This window comes from Chitinophaga rupis (genome assembly GCF_900109685.1).
Lineage (GTDB): Bacteria > Bacteroidota > Bacteroidia > Chitinophagales > Chitinophagaceae > Chitinophaga > Chitinophaga rupis.
Genome location: NZ_FOBB01000003.1, coordinates 32253 through 58907, shown reverse-complemented (window position 1 = coordinate 58907; position 26655 = coordinate 32253). Strand labels below are relative to the sequence as shown.

Below are 26655 nucleotides of genomic sequence, written 5' to 3'. Positions count from 1 at the left end.
GATAATGTCTTTATGATCCGTGTTTTTGTTTACTATGCATGATGCAGGCACAAACCGCGGCGGCTCCCGGGATATATATTATTATAATTTTACTGTAAATTGTGGCATCGGCCGCCAATCACCTATGAAACTATTTTCTATTTCCTGCCTGCTTATTTCCTGCCTGCTTTCAGGCTGCATGTACCTAACAAAGGAAATGCCTTCACACCCGCTACAGCAGGAGTTCCTGTCCGATGTGCGCGACTCTATGATACTGGACGATTTTCACAATGTACATTATGGAGCTATTGAAGTATCAAACGGATTTTTGATCAGTGAAGTTTTTGATAAGATCACACGGCAGAATGCGAGATTCCATTTACACGATTTAAACACTAAAAAGGATTATGGTTATTTCCCCTGGCCGAATAAAGATGGCAGTTTTTATTTTGGAATAGATCACTGCAATGATTACCTGTTATATTTCGAAAACGACTATTTCAAGAGGGTAAACATCTTTACAAAAAAGCTGGATACTGTATACAATGAAAGATTTATATACAGCGGCGACTGGACAAGTATGGTGGTAATAAATGATATAGCCTACTCCACTTACAGCGGCAACGGTTTTTCAGTGCTTAGTATGAAAGATAGCACGAAGCTGCTTTACCGGCCACATGAAACAGGTAACAGTTTGTACATCCAGAACAACATATCCCTTCCGGTATCTTATTCATCCAACCTGGTGGCATCTGTAAAAGTAACACCAGACAGCAGTGAGCTTTATTGCATAGATACGGCTATGAACGTGTTATGGAAAAAGAGGATAGCCGCTGCAGGCACAATGTATGACCAGATCGCCAGCCTGAATTTTAAAGACCGTTTCCTGGTAAAGCATGATAGTGTTTTTGAAGTGATCAGCAAAGCCGGTGGCCGCCGCCTGTTTTATCACACATTCAACACTAAGGTGTATGACATTTGCAAGATAGATGATGCAAATGTATTGGTGATCTTATCATCAAATCCTACTCTCTCAAGGTTAGCGATGTCCATGAGCACTGATTATAAAACGCTGCTGTGTTACAATCCGCAGAATGATTCAGTTAAATACACTATAGACAGTCTTAAAACGGCTTCAGAACGGTACTTCAGGTTGAATAACAGGTTTTACTTTTTTGCAGAAAATGACAAGGCTGTTTCTATGAATATAAAAGATGGCGCTATAGATACTTTCCGGTTACAGCATGATTTCCAGAACGAAGTAAGGGTGTTGCAGGATAAAAAAACGGGGAAGTGGTATTTGTTAAGTGGGGGAGTGGTGTATTGGTAAGGAGATCCACACCCCATAATAAAACATAAACCTAACCTTTGTATAAACCATCATATTAAATAATTATAATACGTATTTTATATGATTTTTTCCCGCAAGAAAAAAATAAAAATTATTGTTTAGGCCGTTTTATATTGCGCCCCGTTAACCATAATAACGTCCCTATACAAGTGTTTGATACTGGAGTACAATGCCTATGTGCGAAAACGCTATTACTTTGTTTTTGTTACCTGGTTGTAATAAGTAAACATACAATAGCCCAGGCTCCCCCCGGGGAAGCTTACATAACCGCCTACGATACGGTGCCTGAAAAAGGACCGCAAATGGTGGACAGTACTTATTTTCTCACACGTACAGGATGTAAATCAATGTTGGTGGTGCCCATTCCTCCATACCCGTTACCTTACAACGGCGTTAAGGGAATTCGTATGCACGGCTGGGTTATACCCACGCAGGTAAGCATTCCGCCGCAGCGCAAACCCTTTCTGGTAGTGCATGGCAACGTAATGTATGATCTGTATTACCAGTCAAATGCAGATACGCCTTACCTGGAGAAAGACCTGTACCAGCATACGCTGCAAACGTACCTGGATATTACAGTAAAGGACCAGTATCCTTTACGGGTAGCGTTTAGCACCCAGCAGGGAAATTCTTCCCTGTTCAGGAATATTACCGGTATGAACCTGCAGTACACCAACCGTGATTTTAAGAACGCCCTGCTGCAAAAAGCGCAAAAGTGGGATGCCGGGCAGCTGCAGCAGTGGGGGGAGCTGGATACTATCAAAAAGCGTATAGCAGATAAGGTGAATGAAATAAACCGCCTGAAAGATTGGTCTGTAGGGCCTTCCCGGATCCAACAGCTGGTAGAGGCCAGGGAAAGGGAATTGTATGGCCGTGCAAAAGATTCATTACATGGGAAGCTGCCGTCAGATAGCCTGCAGCCTGGAAAGGCAGATACTGCTCTACAGCGCATAAAGGACGGGTATACAGAAAATGCAAAACGTATTGACTCTCTGCAGCAGCAGCTGGCTAAATGGCAGCAGCTGTACCGGGAAAAACAGCAGCTCTTTGCAACACGCAGGCAACAGCTTACAGATGTGCTCATAAATAGCCGTAATAACAGGGAGTTGGCCAATAACCTGGAAGCCCTTAATCTGCCGGACACTATTCTGCCTAAAGGATACCGCACTTTACTGGCGGTAAGATCAGTAGGCGTTGGCAGAACAATGGTAGATTATTCTGAGCTTACCGCTAAGAACATTAGCATTACCGGTTTCCAGGCAGAGTATAATCCTTCATATTATGTAGCGGTAGCTACAGGCGCGGTAGATTACCGCTTCCGGGATTTTGTAGTGAATGATAACCGCATCAGCCAGTACCTGAATATGGTGCGGGTAGGTACCGGCATGAAGGAAGGTAATAACATTATCCTCTCTTTTTACACAGGTAAAAAACAGGTCTATAACTTTAATACAGACAGCAGTAATACCACCAAACCGGATTATCACATCATGGGGCTGGCATTGGAAGGCCGCTGGCAGCTGAACAAAGATCATTATATGACCGGGGAGGTAGCCAAGTCCTCCATGCCTTACTACATGCGTAGTACGCATGATCAGGGAGCAGGCAACAGCATGCTGTCTTTTAATGATCATTCCAATGAAGCATTTGCAGTAACCGCAAACTCGTTCATACCGGTTACGGGCACACGCCTCAGCGCTATGTATAAGCGGATGGGGGCTAATTTCCAGTCCTTCAGCCTGTACTCCACCGGGGCGTCGCAAACCGGGTGGCTGCTAAAGGCAGATCAGCCCTTTTTTAAACAGCAGTTAATGATCACCGCTTCCCTGCGTCAAAATGTGTACACCAGCATATTGGATAACGCCAGCTACAGGAGCAGCACCGTTTTCAAAAGCGTGCAGGCCACTTTCCGCCGCCGGCGCTGGCCCGTAGTGTCTGTTGGCTATTTTCCCAGCTCTCAGCTCATGAAGCTGGGAGAAGGTAAGTTCATAGAGAACCTGTTCTACACAATGGTTGGAACAGCCAGCTATTTCTACGAATACAGGGGCATTAGCATGAACACTATCTTCTCCGGTACCCGGTTCTATAACCACCAGACAGATAGCAGCTTTGTGTATTTCAACAGTACCAATTTGATGCTGAACCATACGGTGTTCCTGGGAAAGTTTACGGTGAATGGAAGCCTGTCATCCGCCACCAACCAGGATTATGCATTGTATGGCGCAGACGGCAATCTTCAGTACAGGATCACTTCCTGGCTGGAAGTAGGCGGCGGAATAAAATACAATTATCAAACGCAATATAACCTGCAGCAAACTGGCTATACTGCAAATGCAAGAGTGAATGTGCCTAAGGTTGGAGAGATAGCATTGATGGCGGACAAAGGATTTGTACCAGGTGTTAACCGGCAGCTGGTAGCCAATAAAACAGGACGATTAACCTATACCAAGATATTTTAAACAGGATACTATGAAACGATCCCTATGCCTGATATTATTCTTGCTGTCACTACGTGTAAGCGCCCAGGTGAGCATGACCGTGCAGCTGCCACCGGCAGGCGTGCTGTTGAAAGCGCAGCTATGGAATATAGTGCTGGTATCAGCTTCCGACAAAATAGCCTATGCCAGGATAACCCTGCGTTTAATGGATGCCACTACCAATCAGCCGGTGCTTACCGGTATTACCCGCAGCATAGCCTTAAACAAAGGCGGCCGGCAGCTGCAGGTAAAGGATGTAATGCCCGTGCAGTATGAATACCTGTCTGCCGTAGTAGACAGGAGTGTGAATGGTATGCTGCCCCCCGGCAATTACCTGGCTTGTTATACTTTAATAGTTGAAAATGATAAAACCGGTAATCAGCCGGGTGAAGACTGCATCCCCTTCACCGTAGAACCGGTAAGTCCGCCTATGTTAAATACGCCGGTTAACCAAAGCGTTGTGGAAACAAAGCTGCCGCAGTTCACCTGGCTGCCGCCTGCACCGGTAAACCTGTTCAATGACCTGAACTATGAGATGATCCTCACAGAGGTGCACAAAGGGCAGTCTGCAGCAGAAGCCATCCAGCAGAATATTGCCATTTACAGGGCGCCCCGGTTAAAGAATATGTTTGTGAATTATCCTGCAGGCGCTATAGCATTGGATACCACTAAACAGTATGCCTGGTCCGTAATAGCGCGCAATGGTAATTTGTTCTCCGCGCAAACGGAGGTTTGGACCTTTCGCGTACAGGGTATACAGAAAAAGGCAACGGATAACAACAGCGCCTATATACAGCTGAGAAAGGAGCTGGATGGTAACGTAGTAAGCTGCAGCAGCCTGCAATGCGGGTATAAGAATGAAACCGGCGACAGTACCGTGCAGTATGAGCTGGTAGCTCTGGAAGACAATAATAACATCATTTATAAAGGTACGTTAGCCATTAAACCAGGTGATAACCGCCTGGAAGTGCCGCTCAGTAAAAGAAAAGGATTGGATAGCGGTAAAAGTTACCTGTTCCGCTTGCGCAATACCCGCAATGAATACTGGCAAATGAAATTCATTTACACCCGGGAAAACTAATCATTACAAAAAGAAATTTGGCGCAACGCCTTATACCTATAAAATAACGCTGAAATGATACTGGCTCTTGTTGCAAAAGGGAAGAAAACGATTGCGTGTGGCATGCTGGCCCTCATCTACCTGGAAATGGTGATCCCCTCCTGTGCGCTGGGTGCGGACCATACTGCTTTTCATAACAATGTAAGAACAGGAAGTGAAAGAGTATTGTTCAATACCGCTCCGGTTGTTACACCGCCTGTTGTGCCGGTAGCCGCCAAAGCAGTGAGCATCGGTGGGCCAACACAACCCGAAAGCCAGTCGTTCCATTCCGTGGGTAACGATAATATGGTAGACCTGTTCAGCGGGGATTTTTCCTACAATATCCCTTTGCTGGATGTGGGTGGTTACCCGGTGGCCTTAGGTTACAGCAGCGGTATTTCTATGGACCAGGAAGCCAGTTGGGTGGGTCTGGGCTGGAACATTAACCCCGGTACCATTACCCGTAACATGCGGGGCCTGCCGGATGATTTCAACGGCGTTGACTCTATTGTGAAAACAGCCACGGTTAAGGAAAATAAAACCATTGGTGTAACAGCAGCCGGTGATATAGAGATCCTGGGTTTCCCGCTCAGCCTGGGCGCTTCATTAGGCATCCGGCATAACTCTTACAGGGGTATTGGCCTTGAATCCGGCATCAGCGCCAGCATTAATGCAGCTTCCGGTACAGCGGGCAGTTTAGGTGCAGGGCTATCCCTCACTAACAGCTCACAGGATGGGCTTACAATATCACCCAGTTTATCCTATTCGTTGCAGGAAAAAAATGTGAAGGAAGAAGGCGGTTATGGCGGCAGCGTTTCTACCAGTCTTTCCTATAACACCCGCTCAGGAATGAAGGCCCTGCAATATTCAGCAGGCATCACCCAATATGTAAAAGACGAGAATACTATAAAGAATGCAAAAAAAGAATCCGCGGAAGATGGTATCCCCGTAGCGCCCTGGGTAGGGCAAACCGGCGCCAGCACTGTATTCTCAAGTTATATTTCTTACGCTTATCCAACATTTACGCCCACTATCAACCTGCCTTATACCAGCCGTATGTACACGGTAACGTTAAAAGCAGGCGCAGAAACTAAAATAGTGCACCCTAGCTTGTCTATCAGCGGTTATATTTCCAAACAGTGGATTGCAGCAGGCGACAGAACCCTGTACCTGCCCGCATATGGTTACCTGAACTATCAGAATGGATCAAGGAACCCCGGCGCGCTGCTGGACTTTAACCGCGAAAAAGAAATTCCTTACCGCAACAAACCGGAAGTGCCCAACATTGCAGTACCGGCCTACACGTATGATATCTTTACCATGTCCGGGGAAGGTACCGGTGGCTCTTTCCGGGCTTACCGGGGCGATATAGGTTTTGTATACGATCATCGCATGAAAACCAACGACCAGTCCGGGAGTGTTAGCGCAGACGCCGGTTTTGGGGATATTTTTCATGGTGGTATAGACATTAATTACACTTATGCCAACACATTAACCGGTCCCTGGCAAGGCTCCAATCCGCTGGCAGCTACCATTGCATTTAAAGGGAACAGTAAGAATTATGAGGCGGTTTATTTCAGGAATCCCGGTGAAAAAGCCATTAATACAAGGGCTTTTTATGACTCTATCGGCGGCGACTACACGGTGATACCAAAGCTTTACCAGTCGGGCAATAACTCACCCTTTATCAGTACCACTAACTATTTAACAAAATATGCAAATGGTCAGAAGCTGGGAGATGTGAAGCTCACCGCCAATGCAGCCACGCGGCAGGTACGTGATAAAAGGACCCAGGTTATTTCTTACCTCTCAGCAGCAGAAGCCGGCACTGTAGGGTTGAATAAGTATATTGAAAATTACAGGACCAACCAGTACGCATTACAGAATTGTGATAATACTTTGCCGGATGGTGAGAATAGCGGCCCTGGTAAAGGATTACGCGGAGATTATTTCAACGGGAAGGAGCTAAGGAACTACATGTTTAGCCGGGTAGATCCCTCGATCCGTTTTAATAAGGACGGAGGCTCCCCTTATAACATCAACCTGAACCTGCCCTCCGGTGCCGCACAGCTGAATACGGAATTTTCTGTACGCTGGACCGGCCGTATTAAAGCCCCCGTAAGCGGCAAATATATATTTTCCACAGAAAGTGATGATGGTGTAAGGCTGTTCCTGAATAATAAACCCCTGCTTGCATACTGGGACGATCATTCCAACTATACCAATAATGGTGAAGCAGTGTACCTGGAAGCCGGGCAAATGTATGATGTGAAGCTGGAGTATTACCAGAACGGCGGTCATGTGATGATGACACTGGCCTGGGAATATCCCGGGCAGCCCAGGCAGTTCATACCCACAGAGTACCTGTATGAAATGCCAAAAGCAGATACCTTCAGCGTAATAAGCAATATACTGTACCGGGAAAAAAGAGTGAACAGTTTCCGCAAAAGCAACCACATATCTGAAATAGATGTGTTAAATGCCGATGGAAAAAGGTACGTGTATGGCTTACCGGTATATAACCTGAAACAAAAGGAAACCACCTTCTCTGTTAAACATGAGAATGGAAATGCAGCAGAAGGTACAGTTACCTATAACCCGGGATCAGATAATACCACCGGTAACACCAATGGGAACGACAACTATTTTAACAGTGAGGAAATACCCGCTTATGCACACTCTTTCCTGCTAACAGGTATTGTTTCCCCGGATTATGTAGATGTAACTGGGAATGGTATCTCCGGTGATGACCTGGGAGACGCCATTAAATTCAATTATACAAAAATAGCCGGGGTGGGCAATCCCTTTAAATGGCGGACGCCTTATGCCAGCACTGCTAATTTTAATGAAGGCCTGAAAACAGACACGCGCGATGATAAAGGCAGTTATGTGTATGGTGAAAAGGAGCTGTGGTACCTGAACTCCATTGAATCCAAAAATATGATCGCCACCTTCAAGGTAGCCGACCGGAACGACCTGGTGCCGATTGATGAAAATGGCAACAAGGATACCGCCAGCCATGTAGCTAAAAGGCTGGAAGAAATTAACCTGTACACAAAAGCCGATTTTCTGCGGTATGGAACTAATGCCAGGCCGGTAAAAACCGTACACTTTGACTATACCTATGAGCTATGCCAGGGCATAAATGCACCCAAGAACAACGGTGGCAAGCTCACGCTGAAGCGCGTATGGTTTACTTATAACGGTAATAATAAAGGACGTAAGAATGCTTACGTATTTAACTACAACAGCAACAATCCCGGTTATAATACCAAATCATATGACCGTTGGGGTACTTATAAAGACCCATTGCAGAATCCCGGATCTTCAGCGTCTAACCTTATTACCAATGCAGAGTATCCCTATGCTTTGCAGGATAGTACAGCAGCAGCCAAGAACGCCGCAGCCTGGACACTGGATTCCATTGTGCTGCCTTCGGGCGGACGTATGAAGATCACTTATGAAAGCGACGACTATGCCTATGTGCAGAATAAACGTGCAACGCAGATGTTAAGCATAGCCGGTTTTTCATCAGGGGTGCCTTCTGCAGGAAATATTAGTAATCGCTTGTACAGCGGAAATAATGATAACCTGTATGTAGCCATTCATGTGCCGCAGCCGGTTAGCTCTAAAGCAGAAGTATACCGCAAGTACCTGGAAGGTAATGATACCATGTATTTCCGGCTGAATGTAAGAATGCCTGCAGATAAATTTGGTAAAGGGAACGAGTTTGTACCCTGTTATGCACGGCTGGAGAAAGATGCATATGGCATTATTAATAGTAACACCATCTGGGTAAAGCTGCAGGGCATTGATACCAAGGGTAGTCCCGGTGGCAGCTTAAGCCCGCTTGCCAAAGCAGCAATACAGTTCCTGCGCTTAAACCTGCCATCCAAAGCCTATCCGGGATCTGATGTAGGTGATAACCTGGACCTTGCAGATGGTATAAAAGTATTGTTCTCCCTTGCAGATAATATTAAAAATGCCTTAAGCAGCTACGATGGTACTGCCCGCAATAATGGATGGGCGCGGGATGCGGATCTGAGCCGCAGCTTCGTAAGATTAAACAGCCCTGGTTATAAAAAGTATGGAGGTGGCCTGCGCGTAAAACGTATTATGATCTATGACAACTGGAAGAACATGACCGGGCAGAAAGAAAAAGAATCCGTATACGGCACAGAATATAAATACACCACCAGCAAAAAGATCAATGGTGTGAATACAGAGATCAGCAGCGGCGTAGCGGCTTATGAGCCTATTATGGGCGGAGAGGAAAACCCCTGGCACCTGCCTATAGAATATAAAGACCAGGCAGCACCGCTGGCGCCCACTAACATGGGATATGTAGAGCAGCCTTTGGGCGAAGCATTTTTCCCCGGCGCATCAGTGGGGTATAGTAAAGTACGCACAAAGTCTATTCATTCAAAGAATACCCGCTCAGCCAGCGGCTTTGAAGAAACCTGCTTTTTTACCGCGTACGATTTTCCCGTTATTACAGAACACTCTTTGCTGGATAAGCAAACCAAGCTGACGTATAAACCCAAGCTGGCCACCTTCCTGCGTTTTAATGCAGCCAATTACCTGGTAATGAGCCAGGGGTTTAAAGTGGAGCTGAATGATATGCACGGCAAACCTAAATCACATGCTGTGTACCCTGAAACAGACAGTATAAACCCTATTTCTTACACGGAGAATTACTACCACGTAGATAACCTGAATGACGAAATAAAACACCTGAATAACACTGTACTTACTATGAATGCGCAGGGCGAGATAGATACCCTCGCGCAGATAGGGAAGGATATGGAGCTGATGATGGATATGCGGGAACAGTATTTTCTGAGCATTGGCGCCAATGCCAGCGCCAATGGAGATATTTTCTCTTTTGCCATTCCACCGGTATTAGGTGCGGTATCTTTCCTGGGCCTTCCCCAGTCAGAGGAAACCCTGTTCCGCTCAGCAGCAGCTACTAAAGTTATTACCCGCCATGGTATACTGGATAGTGTGCTTACCTCAGACAAAGGCAGTAAAGTAACTACCCATAACCTGCTGTATGATGGAGAAACAGGAGATGTGCTGTTAACATCTGCCCAGAATGAATACGGGGATCCCATTTACGCATTCAACTACCCGGCAGGCTGGGTATATGACGGTATGAGCGGGGCCTATAAGAATATTAACGTTTCCCTGGACCATGTGAACATCCTGGAAGGTAAGATCACCAGTGATGTTCCGGTGGCGGATTATTTTGCTTCCGGCGATGAAATACTCATTTACACAAAAAATAAGGTAAGCGGCAGCGCCTGTGCTCCTGACCTGGCCACTTTCCCGGGTACCGGTAAAATATGGGTGGTAGATGCCAATGCCCTGAATGGCAATACGCCCAACCTGTTCTTTATGGATCAGGAAGGAGCGCCGTTCACCGGTAACGATGTAACGTTGAAGGTAGTACGCTCTGGCAGAAAGAACATGCCGGCTGCAGCGGTAGGCTCTGTTAATATGCTGGTAAATCCGCTGGTGAAAACAGGTGGAAAGTACAACCTGGTCATTGATAAGAACTCAAAGATCATTAACGCAACGGTTACAGAGTACAAGCAGAACTGGCAGGTGCAGGACCGTAAAAAGCAAAAGATCACCTGCGCGTACGAACAATAAACTGTAAAATGGAAAAACTCAGATATATGCGTTTACAAAAGATAGTAATGGCGCTGGTAGCAGTGCTGAGCTGTGGCAGCCTGTATGCACAGCAGGCATCAGATGCCGCCGGCTTAAAAGGAGAGTGGCAGCTTATAAAGGTGGAGATGCAGGTATTCAGTCAGCAGGGTAACCAGCTGCTGGAAGAAAAAACTATCACTTTACCGGCTGATGCAGATAAGGTAAGCGGTTTGGTGCCACAACAGCTGCAGCTGCTGGAGCATGATTTTGTTATAAAGCGGAAGAACAGTACAGAATCGGGAAAATATATGTTGCAGGGCAAGGGAGTGCTGGTATTCCAGCGCGCAGTTCCGCAGCAGCAATCAGCTGCGCAGCCACCTGCGCCGGGAATTACCTACACTTACCGTTTACAGGAAACATCGGAGCTGGTGCTGCTGTTGCCGGCATCTTTTTATAAAGACAATAACAGGAATCAGGCTGTAAAACAGGTATATACCTGTTACTACCGGAAAAAATCATAGGATCCAATGACACAGAACTTTCATAGTAACAATAGGTATATAGCTTTCCTGGTAGCAGTGCTGGTGCTTACACTATCAGCCACCGGTTTGCGGGCCCAGTGTAGCTGGGGGCTTACAGCCACCGCCACTGCCTCCACCTGTGCGGCAAACGGAAGTATCACAACTTCCCTTACCGGTGCGGATGCAGGCTCCATTACTAATATACTATACAGCCTGCAGCCACTTAGCGGGGGTGGTTATTCTGTATCGCCTAATACTTCTGCAGTATTTGAAAACGTACCGGCCGGGCAATACCGGGCCATCGCAGAAGGTGTATGTAATGGTGCCGCAGTATCGGTTTCCTATACCATTACAGTGCCGGGCAATTATATCCCTTTTACGGCAGCAGCCACGCAGCAACGCCTTACGCTTAACAGCTGCAGCACCGGGCAGGTGCTGGTATCCCTGGCAAATGGTAAGCTGCCTTACAGCATAAGCATCACCGCCAAACCATCCGCTTATACAGGGCGTACCGCCTTTACAGTAAATGGTAACCTGACCATTGACAGCTTACCAAAGGGAAGTTATACGATGGTCATTACGGACGCCTGCGGCGCTACAGCAGCCACGCAAACAGTGGTTATTGAAGAGCTGCCGGTGTTACCGGCAGGAGATGTATACACTGGTTCTCTAACGATGATAGGCTGTAACCAGTTTATTGTAAGCGTACCGGCTTTCTATTCTAACAGTCCCTTTTATTCTACATATACAAACTTTGATACACCATTAAAATATACAATAGCTTATAACGGCGGCGCCAAACAACCATATAAGCAAATGATCTCCTCTAACACGGATGCCATTACATTGCCTGCAGGACAAACTTTTAAGGATAGCTACGGCAAAGCGCTTACGTTTTACATACAAACGCCCTGCGGGCAGGAAACGCCGGTTTCGCTTGTACTGCCAGCACCCTATGCACCCCTGGGATATACCCCACATTGTGCCCTGAATTTTGATGCTACCTATTATATTTATCCTGACCCAAACCTGAATATTTGCCTCCCGGTTTATACAACAATAAAGAATAACAGCACCAATGCTATTTGGTATGATACAGTAGGCGTTATAAATCAAAGCCGTATCATTAAAGGCCTTCCCTATGGCAGCTATACTGTTACTATTACAACAAAAGATGGTTACCAGATAGTAAATAATCCTAACTGGCAGGTATCTGCCCCCAATAACGCTAATCCATATACGGTTTATAAATATAATAACGCTGGTGCTTATGGTAATGATGGCGCGATTTATTTCCAGCTCAATAAGACTACTGGCAATTTTAGCGGAGGTACCCATGTACAATTGCTTACACCCTCTAATTATATCTTTTCTGAGATAGTATCGGAGGGGTATCCCAACGACTATTATTTTGCGCTCAAACCGTCTAACGGATATAATTTCTATCCGGGTAATTATACTTTCAGGATCACAGACGAATGTGGAACTTATGACCTGCCCGTTCTCGTGGAGGAAAGAGATGTTTACCGCTATACCTGGAGTTTTACAGAAGAGCAAACCTGTACCGGCCTGAAAATAACGCCCTCCGGCACCGCTATGTACCAGGATGAAAGCCTGCCGGTTTATTTCAAAATAACCCAGGGCCCCGGCGCATTTGATGGCAGAATAATAGCAGAAGGCGCTTCACTGCTCTTGCCTTTGGAAGGAGAATATAAAATTGCAATTGGCGCTAACGGATCCGGTGTGTATGATTATTCTTATCCGGGTAATGATGTGAATATGCAATCAGCTACGTTCATATACCGTCCATTAGCCATAGACGTTAACCATTCCCTGGGGTGGGTATGTCCGGGCCTGCCGGAAGACTCCGGTAACATAACCGCAGTAGCCATTAACGGCAGTAAAGCAGCCACCGGTGTGTATACCTACAGGTTGGCAGCTGCCGGCCAGGGTGCCACAGGGCCTTTCCTCGCCACTAACACCACTGGTAAGTTCAGTACGGCATCATCCGGTGGCACCTATACGCTAAAGAAAAATCTTAATTACGATGTAAGGGTAGAAGATGAATGTGGTGCAGCAGCAGTGCAAACCATCAAGGTAATAGATTTTGCCACCGCGCAGGTAGCCTCTTCAGATAAACCGCAATACTGCCTGGGAGATGAGATCCACTTTAAAGTAATTAACCTGCCCACAACAGCCATCAGGTATGAATGGAAGGACCCGGACGGTAATATTTTCGATACCACCCAAAACCCGGTGCTGAAGCCGGTAACCAGTGGTACTGGAGGTAACTACCATGTGAAGATCAGCGCAGACATCTGTCATCAGCCTATTGAAGACGATATAACCATTGTGCTGGCGCCTTACGTAATAACCTGCTACAGCGCTATAACCGATACCAGTGTAAACCCTTATGCATACGGCTTGTTAGGCAACTGGCGCCCGGTACGCTCTTATGATTACTATGGCCTGCGTGAACAGTCGGATCCCGCACCATCGGCAACAGACATACGCCATGACGGTGCCTTTAATGACTTTTCTGCTTTCTGGAAAAAACAAACCAGTCGATGGACCTCCCAGCCGGTAGACACCACTCGCTGGGTATGGAACTCAGAAGTTACCATATTTAATAAAAAAGGCTTTGAGCTGGAAAATAGGGATGCATTTGGCCGTTACAACAGTGGTTTATACGGTTATGATGACGCTGCACCGGTAGCCATCGCACAGAATAGTCATTACCGGGAAATTGCATTTGATGGTTTTGAAGATTATGGTTACGGCAGCAGCTGTGATCAGGGCTGTGCTACCGGCCGCCGGTTTTATCTGCCAGGTACGGAAGTCCGTCTGGATAGTACACAATGGCATACAGGCCGCTATAGCCTGCGCATCCGCAAACAGGATGGCGACAGCATCGGCATAAAGGTGCCGGTGTCCGCTACAGATATGGCGTTAACCAATCCATCCTTTAACCAGGGCGGTAATACCTGTAGTCCTTCACCGGTATTAAAAAGTGTGCGTGCCAATACCAGTGTGCTGCTGCCTTCTTTCTCGCCGCTCGCAGGCAAAAAGATATTGCTCAGCGCATGGGTAAAAGAATCGCAGGATTGCAAATGTACCGCCTATACCGGCAACCAGATCACACTGATAGTAAGTGGCGCCGGTAATACAACCGTTATAGCCAAACCATCCGGTAGTATTATAGATGGCTGGCAGCGTTATGAGCAGGTGGTAGACTTACCGGCAGGTACAGATACACTGTCGCTAATACTGCAGGCCACTGGCGATGCTACCGCCTATTTTGATGATATCCGCATTCATCCCTATAACGCTAATATGAAGTCCTATGTCTATGATCCGAAAAACATGCGGCTGATGGCGGAGCTGGATGAAAATAACTACGCAACTTTTTATGAATATGATGATGATGGTACGCTGACACGTGTGAAAAAGGAAACAGAAAGAGGCGTGAAAACAATTAAGGAAACAAGAAACGCTTTCATTAAAGACGACGCTGCAAACACCGGTAACTGATATGCAAACACGCAGGATATTTTTGATCATGGCAGCAATAACATTGCTGCTGCAGGTACAGGCAAAAGCCCAGACAGTAAACGACACTACCAGGCTGTTTGCTGAAATGAAACGGCTGCAGTCGGTATACCAGGCGCATGAGCTTTCATTTGATATTAAATATACCTATACGAGCGAACATCAGCCGGAGCTGGTACTGGACTCATTACAGGGTAAAATGGAGCTCTCCGGCAAGCGTTATCATTACTGGATGACCAATATGGAAACAGTAGTAAATGAGCGCTATAATATTACGCTGTTCCAGCAGGAGAAAATGATCTATCTCACCAAACCCGCCGATTTTGTAACCGGCGATCCGGTAGCACAGCTGAGGGATATGCTGGAAAGGGCCGGCGTAAAGCAATGCAGTGTGGCAGAGCAAGGTGATCTTAAAACATTGCGTATCTATTTTCAGCCCGGCGGCGCCTGCCGGCAAATGGAAATGCTCATAGACAAAAGCTCCGGGTATATCACTGCTACGCGCTATATAGTAAAAACAGCCCTGCTAATGGACCCTGGTGTATCCGCAACAGATGCCGGCTACGGAGAATATGCGGTGATACAAACCTCCTTTGACCATTACAAGCAGATCAAAATAGATAGCAGAACGTTTAGTGAGGATCAGTTCTTTCGTAAAGAAGGGAATGAATTCAAAACAACCCCTGCCTATAATGAATATAAAATATTTACAGGATCGCCTAACCTATAGAAATATATGAACCCATCTTTGCTGCAACAGACTGGTAAATGGCTTTTACTGGCGTTCTTGCTGATAATAATAAATAGATCACAGGCACAAACCGGATCAGGTATTGTGCTCAAAAAAGTGCTGGATGGTAACACCGGACAGCTAATAAAAGGTGCCACCGTGATGGTGCAGGACAGCATTTATTTTGATGCATCCCTCCAGAGCAAGCTGGATACCCCTTATGCTGTAAGGAATATTATTACGTTTAAGATCAACGAATATTCCAACGTATATCTCCCGGCTACATTCAGCGCAACCGCCGGGGTACGTATCTACTATACCAAACCGGATCTGTCGGTTGATTCAATAGACCAGGATCTTATCATCAATTACGATACGGCGCATACCTACACTATGCGTAACAGCTTTGTGTTTAATAATGCACACCGGGTAAATGTTAAGATCCTGAACCTTACAGCCCCTGCTAATGTGCTGAAAGCGTTGATGGTAGAAAATGAAATGGAGCTGCATCCCGCCTATAAATTATCCTGTACTGGCGATGCAGTTAAGTCGATCAGCAGTAACAATCCTGCCAACACGGATTCAACAGATGAGATTATTGTAACCTGGCCGACGGCTATCGGTGCAGATGTGTACGACCTGGAATGGGCCTATGTAGATTCCACTGCGCTGAACCGGTATGACAACCCCTTAAGTCCTCAGCTTATTTTTGCCTATAACACCACGCGTGTAACCATTACCGGTAATACTTATGCCATTCCCCTGCTGTATGATGATGGTGGTGTGCTATTTTACCGGGTAAGAGCCGTTCAGGAAAAAAAGAATTACAACCGTATGGAAACTGCCTGGAGCTCTGATGCCGGTGCTGCAGGTTTAGGCAAATATGGATTCCGCGGGCATCAGCGCAGTCTTAACTGGCAGTCATCTATTAGCTTTGCAGAAGATGGTAAGCGTAAGGTAGTAGTACAATACTTTGATGGCAGCTTAAGAAGCCGGCAAACCGTAACAAAGGATAATATTACCAATACCACCGTTGTAGCAGAAGCAAAATATGATTACCAGGGACGCCCTGCCATACAAGTATTACCGGCGCCCACCCTCAGCAATGTGCTGAAATATACGAGTAACCTTAATAAGATCAATGGAGCAGAATATGATAAAGATCATTACGACTACATTGAAAAACCGGCAGACTATTTAACAGCCAGTGCTCCGCCAATGGATAGCACCAGCGGCGCCAACCAGTATTATTCTGCACTGAACCCGGAAAAGAATAGCGGCATTAACCAGTACATACCGGCTGCAAAAGGGTACGCTTTTACAGAAACACAATACACACAGGACAATACCGGCCGTATCAGCAAGCAGAGCGAAGTAGGAGAAACTTTTAAGATCGGTAGCAACCATGAAACTAAATATTTCTATGGAACGCCGGCCCAGGAGGATCTGGACGCCCTGTTTGGAACTGAAGCAGGTGACAGAACGCACTACTTCAAGAACATGGTAAGCGATGCGAATGGGCAGTATGCAGTGTCTTATAGGGATATGCATGGCCGTACCATCGCAACTGCCCTGGCAGGTTCACCGTTGAACAGCAGCCTTTCTGACCTCCCCAATAAAGAATCAATAGAAGTTACAGATAGTCTTTCCGGTCCGGGAACCAATACCGTAAAGGACCTGGTAATGGAAAGCAAACAAACGCAGCTGGTGGCACAGGATGGTAACTACCACTTTAAATATGTGCTTACGCCGCCGGTTATGAAGAAGAAGGATTGTGACAGCAATAACGTTTGTTACCCGGGATTATATGACCTGGAGATCAAAATAACCGACGATGCCTATAACCTGCATTTAGGAGGCCATCCGTTTGATACCATTATTCATAATTATAAAGCCGATTCCATTATCGCTACCTGCAGCACACCCACACCCATTGCAGTGGAGTTTGATATTTATCTGGTAAAAGGCAGTTATGAAATTACCAAGTCGCTTTCTCTTAGCAAACAGGGAATGGATTACTATCGTGACAGCATTTTCCTGAAGAACAATGTTTGTACCACGCTGGAAAAAGTGATAGAGGAGCAGAAGGCAATACAACGTACCACGCAGTGTTACCCTGATTGCCAGAGCTGTAAAGCCGGTATAGGTACCTGGGATGATTTCCGGGTAAGTTATGTGATAAGTGCGGGCAATAATATTGCAGATACCGCGCTGTATGCCGGTGAAGCCTGGACAGCTTACCAGGCCGCAGTAGCAGCCTGCCAGGCTTTATGCGGAGAATCCACTGAAGCGGATGATATTAAAAAGACCATGCTGATGGACGTATCTGCGCCCTCCGGGCAATACGCTCAGCTAAGCGACAGCAGCAACACATATTCTATCTATTACAGGCCTAATGAAAATACAGTGCCTGTTTATAAACGTGACGATCTGGTTTACCTGGATGAAGCCGGTAAGCCGGACCTGGTGTATGATGAGAACAGCAACACGTATGTAAAACCGCAGGCGCTTACAGCAGAACAGTTTGCCGCCAAATTTAAATCTTCCTGGGCCTCGGTATTGCTGCCCTTCCATCCTGAATATTGCAAGCTGCAGGAGTACCTGAAATATCAGGCCAGCAATACCTGGGACCGCACGTTTGAATCAATAGATAATTATGCACAGGCAAAGGCAGGTGGGTATCTGAACCCAACGAACATCGCTGGTCTACCTTTCCCTCCGGGAAATACAGATCCGCTGGCGCAAACGCAAAAAGCGGCGCTGGATAGCAAGTTAAATAACTACCAGGGTAATTATTCATTATGGAGCCTGGCAACAGCCTCTGTAAAATGTGGTAAGAATGAAACAGGATGTCCGGTTAAGTATAACAGCCCTGCAAAAGCATTTGATGAAATCAATTTATGCGATGGCGACCGTGATATGGCCTGGCGCAGTTTCCGCCAGCTATACCTGAACATCAAGAAAGATATTATTAACGCAGCACTGGCAAATGCCACCTGCGCCGGTAAAAAGAGCCCTACCCCAGCAGTACTGTCACAAGCCGGAAAAACAGCGCGGTTTAACACCGGGTCCGATGCCCTTGCACAGGGTGGTTTGGGCGATCTAACCAATCCTAATCCTAACCAGCAGCAGGCGGAAAATAATGCCTCCGCTGCAGAAGCGCAGTTGTATGCTGATAACTGTAACGCTTATGTGAAATACTGGATCCAGCAGCTGGCGCCCTGTAAATACGACTCAGCATCTGTACAGAATGATATTGTGCCCAAGCTGTTGGAAATATGTAAACAGGGAGCGGATATTAATCACCAGCAGGGATCCAGCACAGTAAAGCCGGGCAGCACCTATGCTTACAAGAGCTTTGAGCAGGTATTGGCCGAATACAATGAACAGCATCATATTACAGACCCGCTTACCTGTAATACACAGCTAATCACTATTCCCCAGCCTTACGATAAGCAATCCGCTTTCGTTGATAAGAAAAGTTACACCAAACCGGACGAGTGTGAATGTAACAAGCTGAAAGATCTGCAACGTGAATACCTGGCCATAAAAAAGCCAGGGGATGCTAATTTATCAGCTTACCTGCACCGCACAAGAGGCGTGGATATTTCACAAACAGACCTGGATGTGCTGCTGGATGCATGTAATACAACCGGCACTGCCAGCTGTTCCTGGCTGCCTAAACCCATAACTATCCCTGCCTTAATACAGTGTAATGTTGGTGCAGCCTGCGCCAGCTGTGCAGAAGTAACCGGTTTATATAATACATTCCTCAGCACTTACCCGGGTGTAGAACCGTTAACCGGTGATGTGGACTCCGTTCAGCAAATGAAGAACGACCTGTTCGCCAAATACATGAACAACCATTTAGGATTCAATAAACAGGCCTGGGAGTATCTCAGCTTTATGAATGATTGCGGCCAGGCGCCCGCGCCGGGTAATGGCGTAGTGGTGTGCAAGCCCGGTGGAGAGCAGTCAAAACAAATGGTAAGCAGCTATACCAACGGCGGAACAGATTTTATCACTGATATTCACCGTACCACTGATAATGGTTATGTGCTGGCCGGCGCTACTACCGGATGCAGCAAAGGAGGCAAAGATGCTTATGTAATTAAAACAAATAGTGCAGGCGAAGTTGTGTGGGCTAAAACCTATGGTGCAGAGCAGGATGATGAGTTTACCCGCCTGGTGCCCACAGCAGATAGCGGTTACATTGGGATCGGTACCACCTCCTCTTATTGTTATGACCGGGGAGCCATCATGATCGTGAAGCTGGATGCAGCAGGCGCCGTAACCTGGAATAAGGTGATAGACTTTGCGGATCATGGCGGTAAAGGCACGGATGTTATTCAAACGCAGGATCACCGGTATGGCTTTGCCGGCCTTCGTACCATGGCAGGCAATAATACAGATTGGGTAATAGGGGTGCTGTCAGAAGAAGGTGAAATGAGCTGGATGAAGCAGCTTAATATAACCGGGGATAAAAAACCGGTCGTTTTAACTGAGGTTAAAAACTTTTATAGTGATGAAGTAAGTACTTCCCTGCTTTTAGCCGGTACATCCGTTAAAACGCAGGATACTTATGATGCACTGGTATTTGAGATCGTGAGCCAGACAGGTGATGTGATAGAAAAAAGACAGTTTGACCTGGACCATTTAGACAATGCTGTAACAAGCATCTTTAAAGCAACGCGCACCACTAACCGCGTGGCAATAGAAAGTAATGGCGCCGGCATGTTAATGGACCTGAACTTTGATTATGCTGGTTTAAGCCCCATGAGGCTGAATAGCCCCGGAACCCTGGTGCCGCAAACCTGGACCGCTATTCCTGCGGCAGACGAAGGTTCCTATGCAACACAGTCTGTATCCAGTCCTCAGCAGGATGTGTACTGGCATAAGTTTAATAATGAGAATGCTTTACAATGGTCCAGCCATGTAAGGATAGCGGCCAATGAACGTTTGGGCAGGATCTCCGTTAACCCGGATGGCACTCTTGCAGGCAGCGGTATTTATAATGGCCAGTCAGCCATGCTGATGCTGGCAAACATAAATGGCAAAACCGGGTGTAATGATACCACTGTGACATTGCCGGTACAAAGTACTGTGAATGTAACCGATCTCTATCCGCAGCTGCAGACAGACAGCCTGCTGGGTACAGACCGTATCAGCACGGTAGTGATCGGAGAAACCGTTTGTATCCCCACCCGCAGTATTGTAGGCTGTCCGGGTTTGGATAGCTGTTACACCGTTTCCGACGGGCCGCTGCTTTGTGGTAACGCAGCAGCTGTATTCCCGGGAATAGAACCGGATGATATCAGCAGCTGTTCAGACAGTACCTATTTTGCAGTAAGCGCAGGCACCGTATTATATAATGCGCTCCGCGATTCACTCCGGAATGATTTTGAGCAAAATTATGTACGCACTGCCCTGCAGGCTGGTGTACTGGAAAAGTTTGCGGTAACGTATAACAGCAGCGAGTATCACTATACGTTATATTACTACGATCAGGCAGGTAACCTGGTTAAAACAGTACCACCTGCAGGTGTGGTAAAAGACCGTTCAGACAGCTGGCTGGCGCAGGTAAGAGCAGCGAGGGCTGCGGGGCAGCAGAAGATACCTGTGCATACAATGGTGAGCAGTTATAGGTATAATACCTTAAATCAGATAATAAGCCAAAAAACTTTAGATGCCGGTAAAAGTTTGTTCTGGTATGATCGCCTGGGGAGGTTAGCCGCTTCCCAAAGCGCGCAGCAGGCCCTTACAAATAAATATAGCTATACCTTATATGATGATATAGGCCGTATTTCTGAAGTAGGTGAGGTTACCAGTGGAGTGCCTATGTCTGATAATATTAGCAGGAACGCAAACAATATGTCGCAATGGATCAGTAATGTAGCCGGAACCAAAACACAGATCACCCGCACAGTATATGATCTGCCGTATGAAGCATTTAAAGGGAAGGGAGTACTGGATGCCACCAACCTTCGTAACCGCATAGCATGGATGGCTGTATATGAAAATGCAGCCAGGCTAGATACGAATGGCTATACAGCAGGTACATTCTACAGCTATAATATTCATGGAGATGTGGACACATTGCTGCAGGACTTTAAGCTGGGCACCATGCGCAATAAAAATAACCGTTGGAAAAAGTTGGTGTACAACTATGACCTGATCAGCGGAAATGTGAATATGGTCAGCTATGAACCCGGTCTGAAAGACGCATTTTATCATCGCTTTAGCTATGATGCAGAGAACCGCATCACCAACGTATTAACCAGCCATGATAGTATATACTGGGAAAATGATGCTTTTTACCAGTACTATAAACATGCTCCGCTGGCAAGGGCCGTAATTGGCCAGCAGCAGCTGCAAGGACTTGATTATGCCTATACCCTGCAAGGGTGGCTGAAAGGAATAAACAGTACAGCCTTAACAACCGGATTTGATATGGGCCATGACGGTACTGCCGGTAATATAACCGCAAAGGATGTATTTGGATTCTCATTGCATTACTTCGGGGATAATGATTATAAACCGGTTAATGCAATGGTGAATGCATTTGCAAATATCACAGCCGCCGGTAATTCTTTTAAACCAGTGTACAATGGTAACATTGCTGCCATAAGCATAAACATACCCAAAGCAGGGGAACCGCTCTTATATACCTATAAGTATGATGCCTTAAATAGGCTGGTTGGTATGGATGCCTTACATACAATGAATGTTGATGCCAACACCTGGACGCCGGTAGCAATACCCGATTTTGGTGAGCGTATAAGCTATGATCCTAATGGTAACATCTTACGCTACAAACGTAATGGCAGCCCTGCATTGACGGGCAAACCCAGAGAAATGGACAGTCTTACTTATCATTACGAGCCTGGTACCAACCGGTTAAGTGCTATCAATGATTCAGTAGGGGCGGGAAATTATGATACGGATATTGATAGTCAGCTGCCTGGTAACTATAGGTATGATGCAATTGGTAACATGGTGTTTGACTCCGCAGCTGATATCGCTAATATTGAATGGAACGTTTATGGTAAGATACGGAATATCACCAGGAAAAATGGTACTACTATTAATTACACTTATGATGCTGCTGGTAACCGCATCTGCAAAACAGTGAACGGTATCGAAACTTGGTACGTACGTGATGGAAATGGTAGTGTAATGAGTGTTTATGTGAATGGGGATAATAATATAAATGGAGGCCTGTTGAGCCAGACGGAAGTGCACTTATATGGCAGCAGCCGTATAGGTATAAGTAACCGGGCTATTGATGTACTGGATCTCACTATACCACAGGGCCCCGGTTTAGGCAATTTTGAAAGAGGCAGGAATGTCAGTTTCATAAGAGGTAATAAGTTGTTTGAATTAAGTAACCATCTGGGTAATGTGCTGGTTACCGTAGCAGATAGTAAAAAAGCAATGTCTGTAGATGGCAATACTGTTGAGCATTATGAGGCTAAAGTGACCTCTGCACAGGATTATTATCCGTTTGGTATGTTGCAGCCGGGACGGAACTGGAATATAGAGAACTATAGATATGGTTTTAATGGGAAGGAGAATGATAATGAGGTAAAGGGCGAAGGGAATAGTTTGGATTTTGGAGCCAGGGTTTATGATCCCCGCGTCGGCAGGTTCTTAAGTGCAGATAAGTTTAAGAAAGAGGCTGCTGGTTGGACACCTTACCGGTTCGCCTTCAATAACCCGATGAGGGTGGTTGACCGGGATGGGAACTGGGAAGAAGATGGCCATTTTTGGACCGTGTATGCAATGGGAGTGGCAATGGGATTAACGAAGCTGAGGGCTTTTGAAATAGCGATCAAAGCAGAATACTTTGATCACTTTGTGCACATGGATTTAAGTATGCACATCCATCCTCATAAATCAGGGCTTGCATGGGGAAAAGATGGTGGTTTGGGAACATGGGCAGATCCAAAATTACAGGGGAAATGGCATGGCTTAACTGGCGGATTGCAAATGTATGTTAACAGGAATGCCAAGAATAGTATTTTAGAGGATAAAGACCTGAACTATTTGCACACATTAGGCGATTCCTGGGCGCACAGTTATGTAGACGAGAGAGGAGTGCGTGTAATGTATGGTAAGAAGAACAGGAATAATCCCAATGATTTTGTACGTATCGGCGCACGTGTTGCACTGGGCGATATTACTTTTGAACATGCACAAGGCGGACCTGAACATGGTAAAATTGCTGATAATATTGCGGACCGTCGGGTTGCTTATGCAAATTATGTGGATGATTTACAATCAGTATTTAATGATCCAAGATTTGCTTATAATTCTGAAGTATTGGTTAATAACCCGGATAAGATGATTTTTGCTTATGTGCAGCGGTTTGGCAAGACAAAGGATAATAATATTTTTCTATTGCAATCTTTTATTCACTATAAAACAGGGAATGGAAGTTTTCAATCAATTTCAGAAGATCAGATTAAGTTATTAGCTGGATATTTTGATAAACTAGGTGTGAAGTATGAAACCTTTTCCATAGAAGAAAAGAAATCAGGCGGAACTAAAACCACCTACTTTTTAAATGTAAAAAAGAAATAATATGACACTCCTTACCGGTATAACAACAAGTGCTTTAATGACTATTTTCCTGGTCTATTTGGCTTTGACCAGTATAGTATTTTCAGTAATGTATCTACTCATGTTGCTTATATTCAAAATAAGGAAAAAGAGAGTTCGGTATTATCATGTTATAATACTGGTTTTTGTAAGCTTCATTATTACAATTTGCCTCCTGGTTATACAATTTCAGTTTACAGGAAAGGGCTTTTTGGAATATTGGAATTTCGGATAAATATTATAAGCCTTAAATAGAATAATTAATACTAAATATCTATACCATGAAAGCACTGGTGAGTGCCGTTGCATTATTGCTGATTGCCAATTTTTGTTTTGCCCAGCACGTATACCAGATCCGTGCAGATAGTGTACGCATCTATAATACCTGCGATACCGCAGAATTGATCCTGGAGAACCGCACACAGGATACGTTAGGCTTTTTGTTTAACAAGGGAAGAGGACGTACAGAATTCCGAAAGCTGCAACTGAGCAGGATTGGCGCCAGCCAGCTGGCCATACCCGGCCAGGATACGGTAGATCTGAACTTTGGTTCGTTTGGCGATACCCGTTATGATCTGTTGTCAACGAACTTTGTAGTAGTGCCAACTACCACTTTCCCATTGGCAAGCTGGCCTTTAAGAAAGGTAGTAGGGTATTACGCTTATGATAACCCGGATATGCCGCCGCTTTCTAACCAGGCAGCGCCAGGTAAAGCAGGAAGCAAACTTTATTATGATGGTCTGGTAGTGCGGCATGAAAGCACTGCTTTTGATCTGGCAGTGAACTGGGATGGCGAGCTGCGTGGTCCCAACGGCGTATTTGTAAGAACAAGGGATGATACACAATCCGGTTGGAGCAATTGGCGGGAGCTGTTATTCAAAGACTACGCGGATACTACTTACGCCACCAAAGCAGGCGCAGGTAACTATATACAGAATCAGCTAACCGCAGCGCAAACCGGTAACTTCTGGATCAATGGAGAAGGAAGGGCCAACATCATTCAAACACCTGTTGTGTACACGAATAATTCTGCAGGGCAACTGAACCTTTTTGGTGGTGCAACAACCGTGAACAGTGCGAGAGGGGGGGAGATTGTATTATTAGGAGGTGCCAATGCAACCACACCCGGTGAAATTTTATTCAGAACAGGTAACGGCGGCGGTGGCACCGCACAGCCGGAAAGAATGCGGATTGATGCTACCGGTGAAGTAGGTATCGGCACCGCTACACCCGGCGCTAAGCTGGAAGTGAACGGAACTGTAGTAGTGAATGGCAGCGCCGACCTTACTATGAAAAGCGCCACCACTGATCCCGGGGATGTTGTGTTCAAAGCCGCTGACAATACAGAATATGGCCGGATGTATGCAGATGCTGCTGCATTAAACCTTAGCGCAGGTACTACACCCACTCCTAAAATAAGGCTGCTGACTAATGGTAACGTGGGCATAGGTACTACCAGTCCGCAACACCTGATGCATATTGTGACAGCAAATACTTCCGGATTTGCCGTGCAGAACATCGGAACATTAAGTGCTACATCAGGTGGTTTTGCCCGTTTTTATAATAGCGGTGTTCCAACTGCTGCCGGCCAGCGCTTGGGAGGCATTTTAATGGGTGCAAATACAAGCGGCGCTACTTTCCGTACCGGAGCACAGATAGAATCCAGCAGCGAAGGCGCCTGGACAGATGGTACCTCTCACCCGGCCTACATTAACTTCTTTACCGTTCCGTCAGGCAGTGCTGCCCTGGCAGAAAGAATGCGGATCACTGCCGCAGGTAACGTTGGTATAGGCACAACCACACCTGCCAATACATTGCATGTAGTGGGTACCGCACGCATACAGGGAATAGCAGACTTCGCAAATACTTCCCTTATTAGGGGAGATGGCACCGGTGCTGCTACTTCCTCTTACATGAGATTTACAGAAAGCGACGGTGTTACCCGTAAAGGATATGTAGGTGATGCCAGTACCGGCAACAGCGATATGTATCTTACTTCTGATGCCGGTGGGGTAAGGCTGGTGCCGTTGAATGGTACCACCGGTAACCTGAATGTGCAGGGTACCTCTATGGATTATAACGGTGGTCAGTTGTTGTTAAACAATACAACCTCCAACCTGCTAAGCATAAATGCAGTTGGTTCAGGCGCTCCTACCTTTACAACCCGCAGTATAGGCGCTAAGATCTCCCTGTGGAATTCAGCACTGTCGTCTACAGTTGGGGGATGGGACATAGGTATAGAAAATTCCCATATATGGAGCAGTGTGCCGCAAAATACAACAGCCAACGGCTTCAAATGGTATGGCGGTACCACCCAGATTGCCCGCTTGGATGGAACTGGTAATTTAACATTAGCCGGCCAGGTACAGGCAACCTCTTTTTTCCAGTCATCTTTAAGAAGCCTGAAAAAGGATATTCAGCCCTTTGACAGATCTGCATTAGCCGTATTTGAAAAAGTACAGGTGCGTACGTTTAAGTTCAAAGCCGATCCTGAAGCTAAAACCAACATCGGTTTCATTGCAGATGAAGTACCGGATGAAATGGCCACCCCCAAACGCAACGGGGTAGACCAGGCCAGCACCGTGGCTCTGCTGGTAAAAGCCGTACAGGAACTAATGGAACAGAACAAAGCCTTACAGAAAGAAGTGAACGAAATGAAGCAGCAGCTGAAGTCAAAAGCTGAGCAACAATAA

The 26655-nt window shown here is 46.1% G+C and carries 9 protein-coding genes; all 9 read left to right on the top strand.

Features of this window, described 5'->3' with window-relative positions; genetic code table 11:
- The first annotated feature begins 124 nt into the window (after window positions 1-124).
- Complete coding sequence (locus tag BMZ54_RS13345; RefSeq protein WP_143081006.1) at window positions 125-1309, top strand: hypothetical protein; 1185 nt, start codon at window positions 125-127, stop codon at window positions 1307-1309.
- 428 nt (window positions 1310-1737) lie between these two features.
- Window positions 1738-3789, top strand: coding sequence for a hypothetical protein (locus BMZ54_RS13340; protein ID WP_143081005.1), 2052 nt, complete (start codon window positions 1738-1740; stop codon window positions 3787-3789).
- Between the two features lie 10 nt (window positions 3790-3799).
- Window positions 3800-4888, top strand: a complete 1089-nt coding sequence (locus BMZ54_RS13335; RefSeq protein ID WP_143081004.1) for a hypothetical protein — start codon at window positions 3800-3802, stop codon at window positions 4886-4888.
- A gap of 54 nt (window positions 4889-4942) precedes the next feature.
- Window positions 4943-10561: a PA14 domain-containing protein gene (locus BMZ54_RS13330; protein ID WP_089912099.1), complete on the top strand. Its 5619-nt coding sequence runs from the start codon at window positions 4943-4945 to the stop codon at window positions 10559-10561.
- A 26-nt stretch (window positions 10562-10587) separates the two neighbouring features.
- A complete protein-coding gene (locus BMZ54_RS13325) occupies window positions 10588-11082 on the top strand; it encodes a hypothetical protein (protein ID WP_089912097.1) in 495 nt (164 codons plus the stop codon).
- Between the two features lie 6 nt (window positions 11083-11088).
- Window positions 11089-14613 carry a hypothetical protein gene (locus BMZ54_RS13320; protein WP_089912094.1) on the top strand — a complete coding sequence of 1175 codons (3525 nt, stop codon included), beginning with the start codon at window positions 11089-11091 and terminating at the stop codon, window positions 14611-14613.
- 28 nt (window positions 14614-14641) lie between these two features.
- Window positions 14642-15361, top strand: coding sequence for a LolA3 family protein (locus BMZ54_RS13315; protein WP_143081003.1), 720 nt, complete (start codon window positions 14642-14644; stop codon window positions 15359-15361).
- Window positions 15362-15367: 6 nt separating this feature from the next.
- Window positions 15368-23944: an RHS repeat-associated core domain-containing protein gene (locus BMZ54_RS13310; protein ID WP_089912088.1), complete on the top strand. Its 8577-nt coding sequence runs from the start codon at window positions 15368-15370 to the stop codon at window positions 23942-23944.
- A gap of 299 nt (window positions 23945-24243) precedes the next feature.
- Window positions 24244-26655, top strand: a complete 2412-nt coding sequence (locus BMZ54_RS13300) for a tail fiber domain-containing protein (protein ID WP_089912082.1) — start codon at window positions 24244-24246, stop codon at window positions 26653-26655.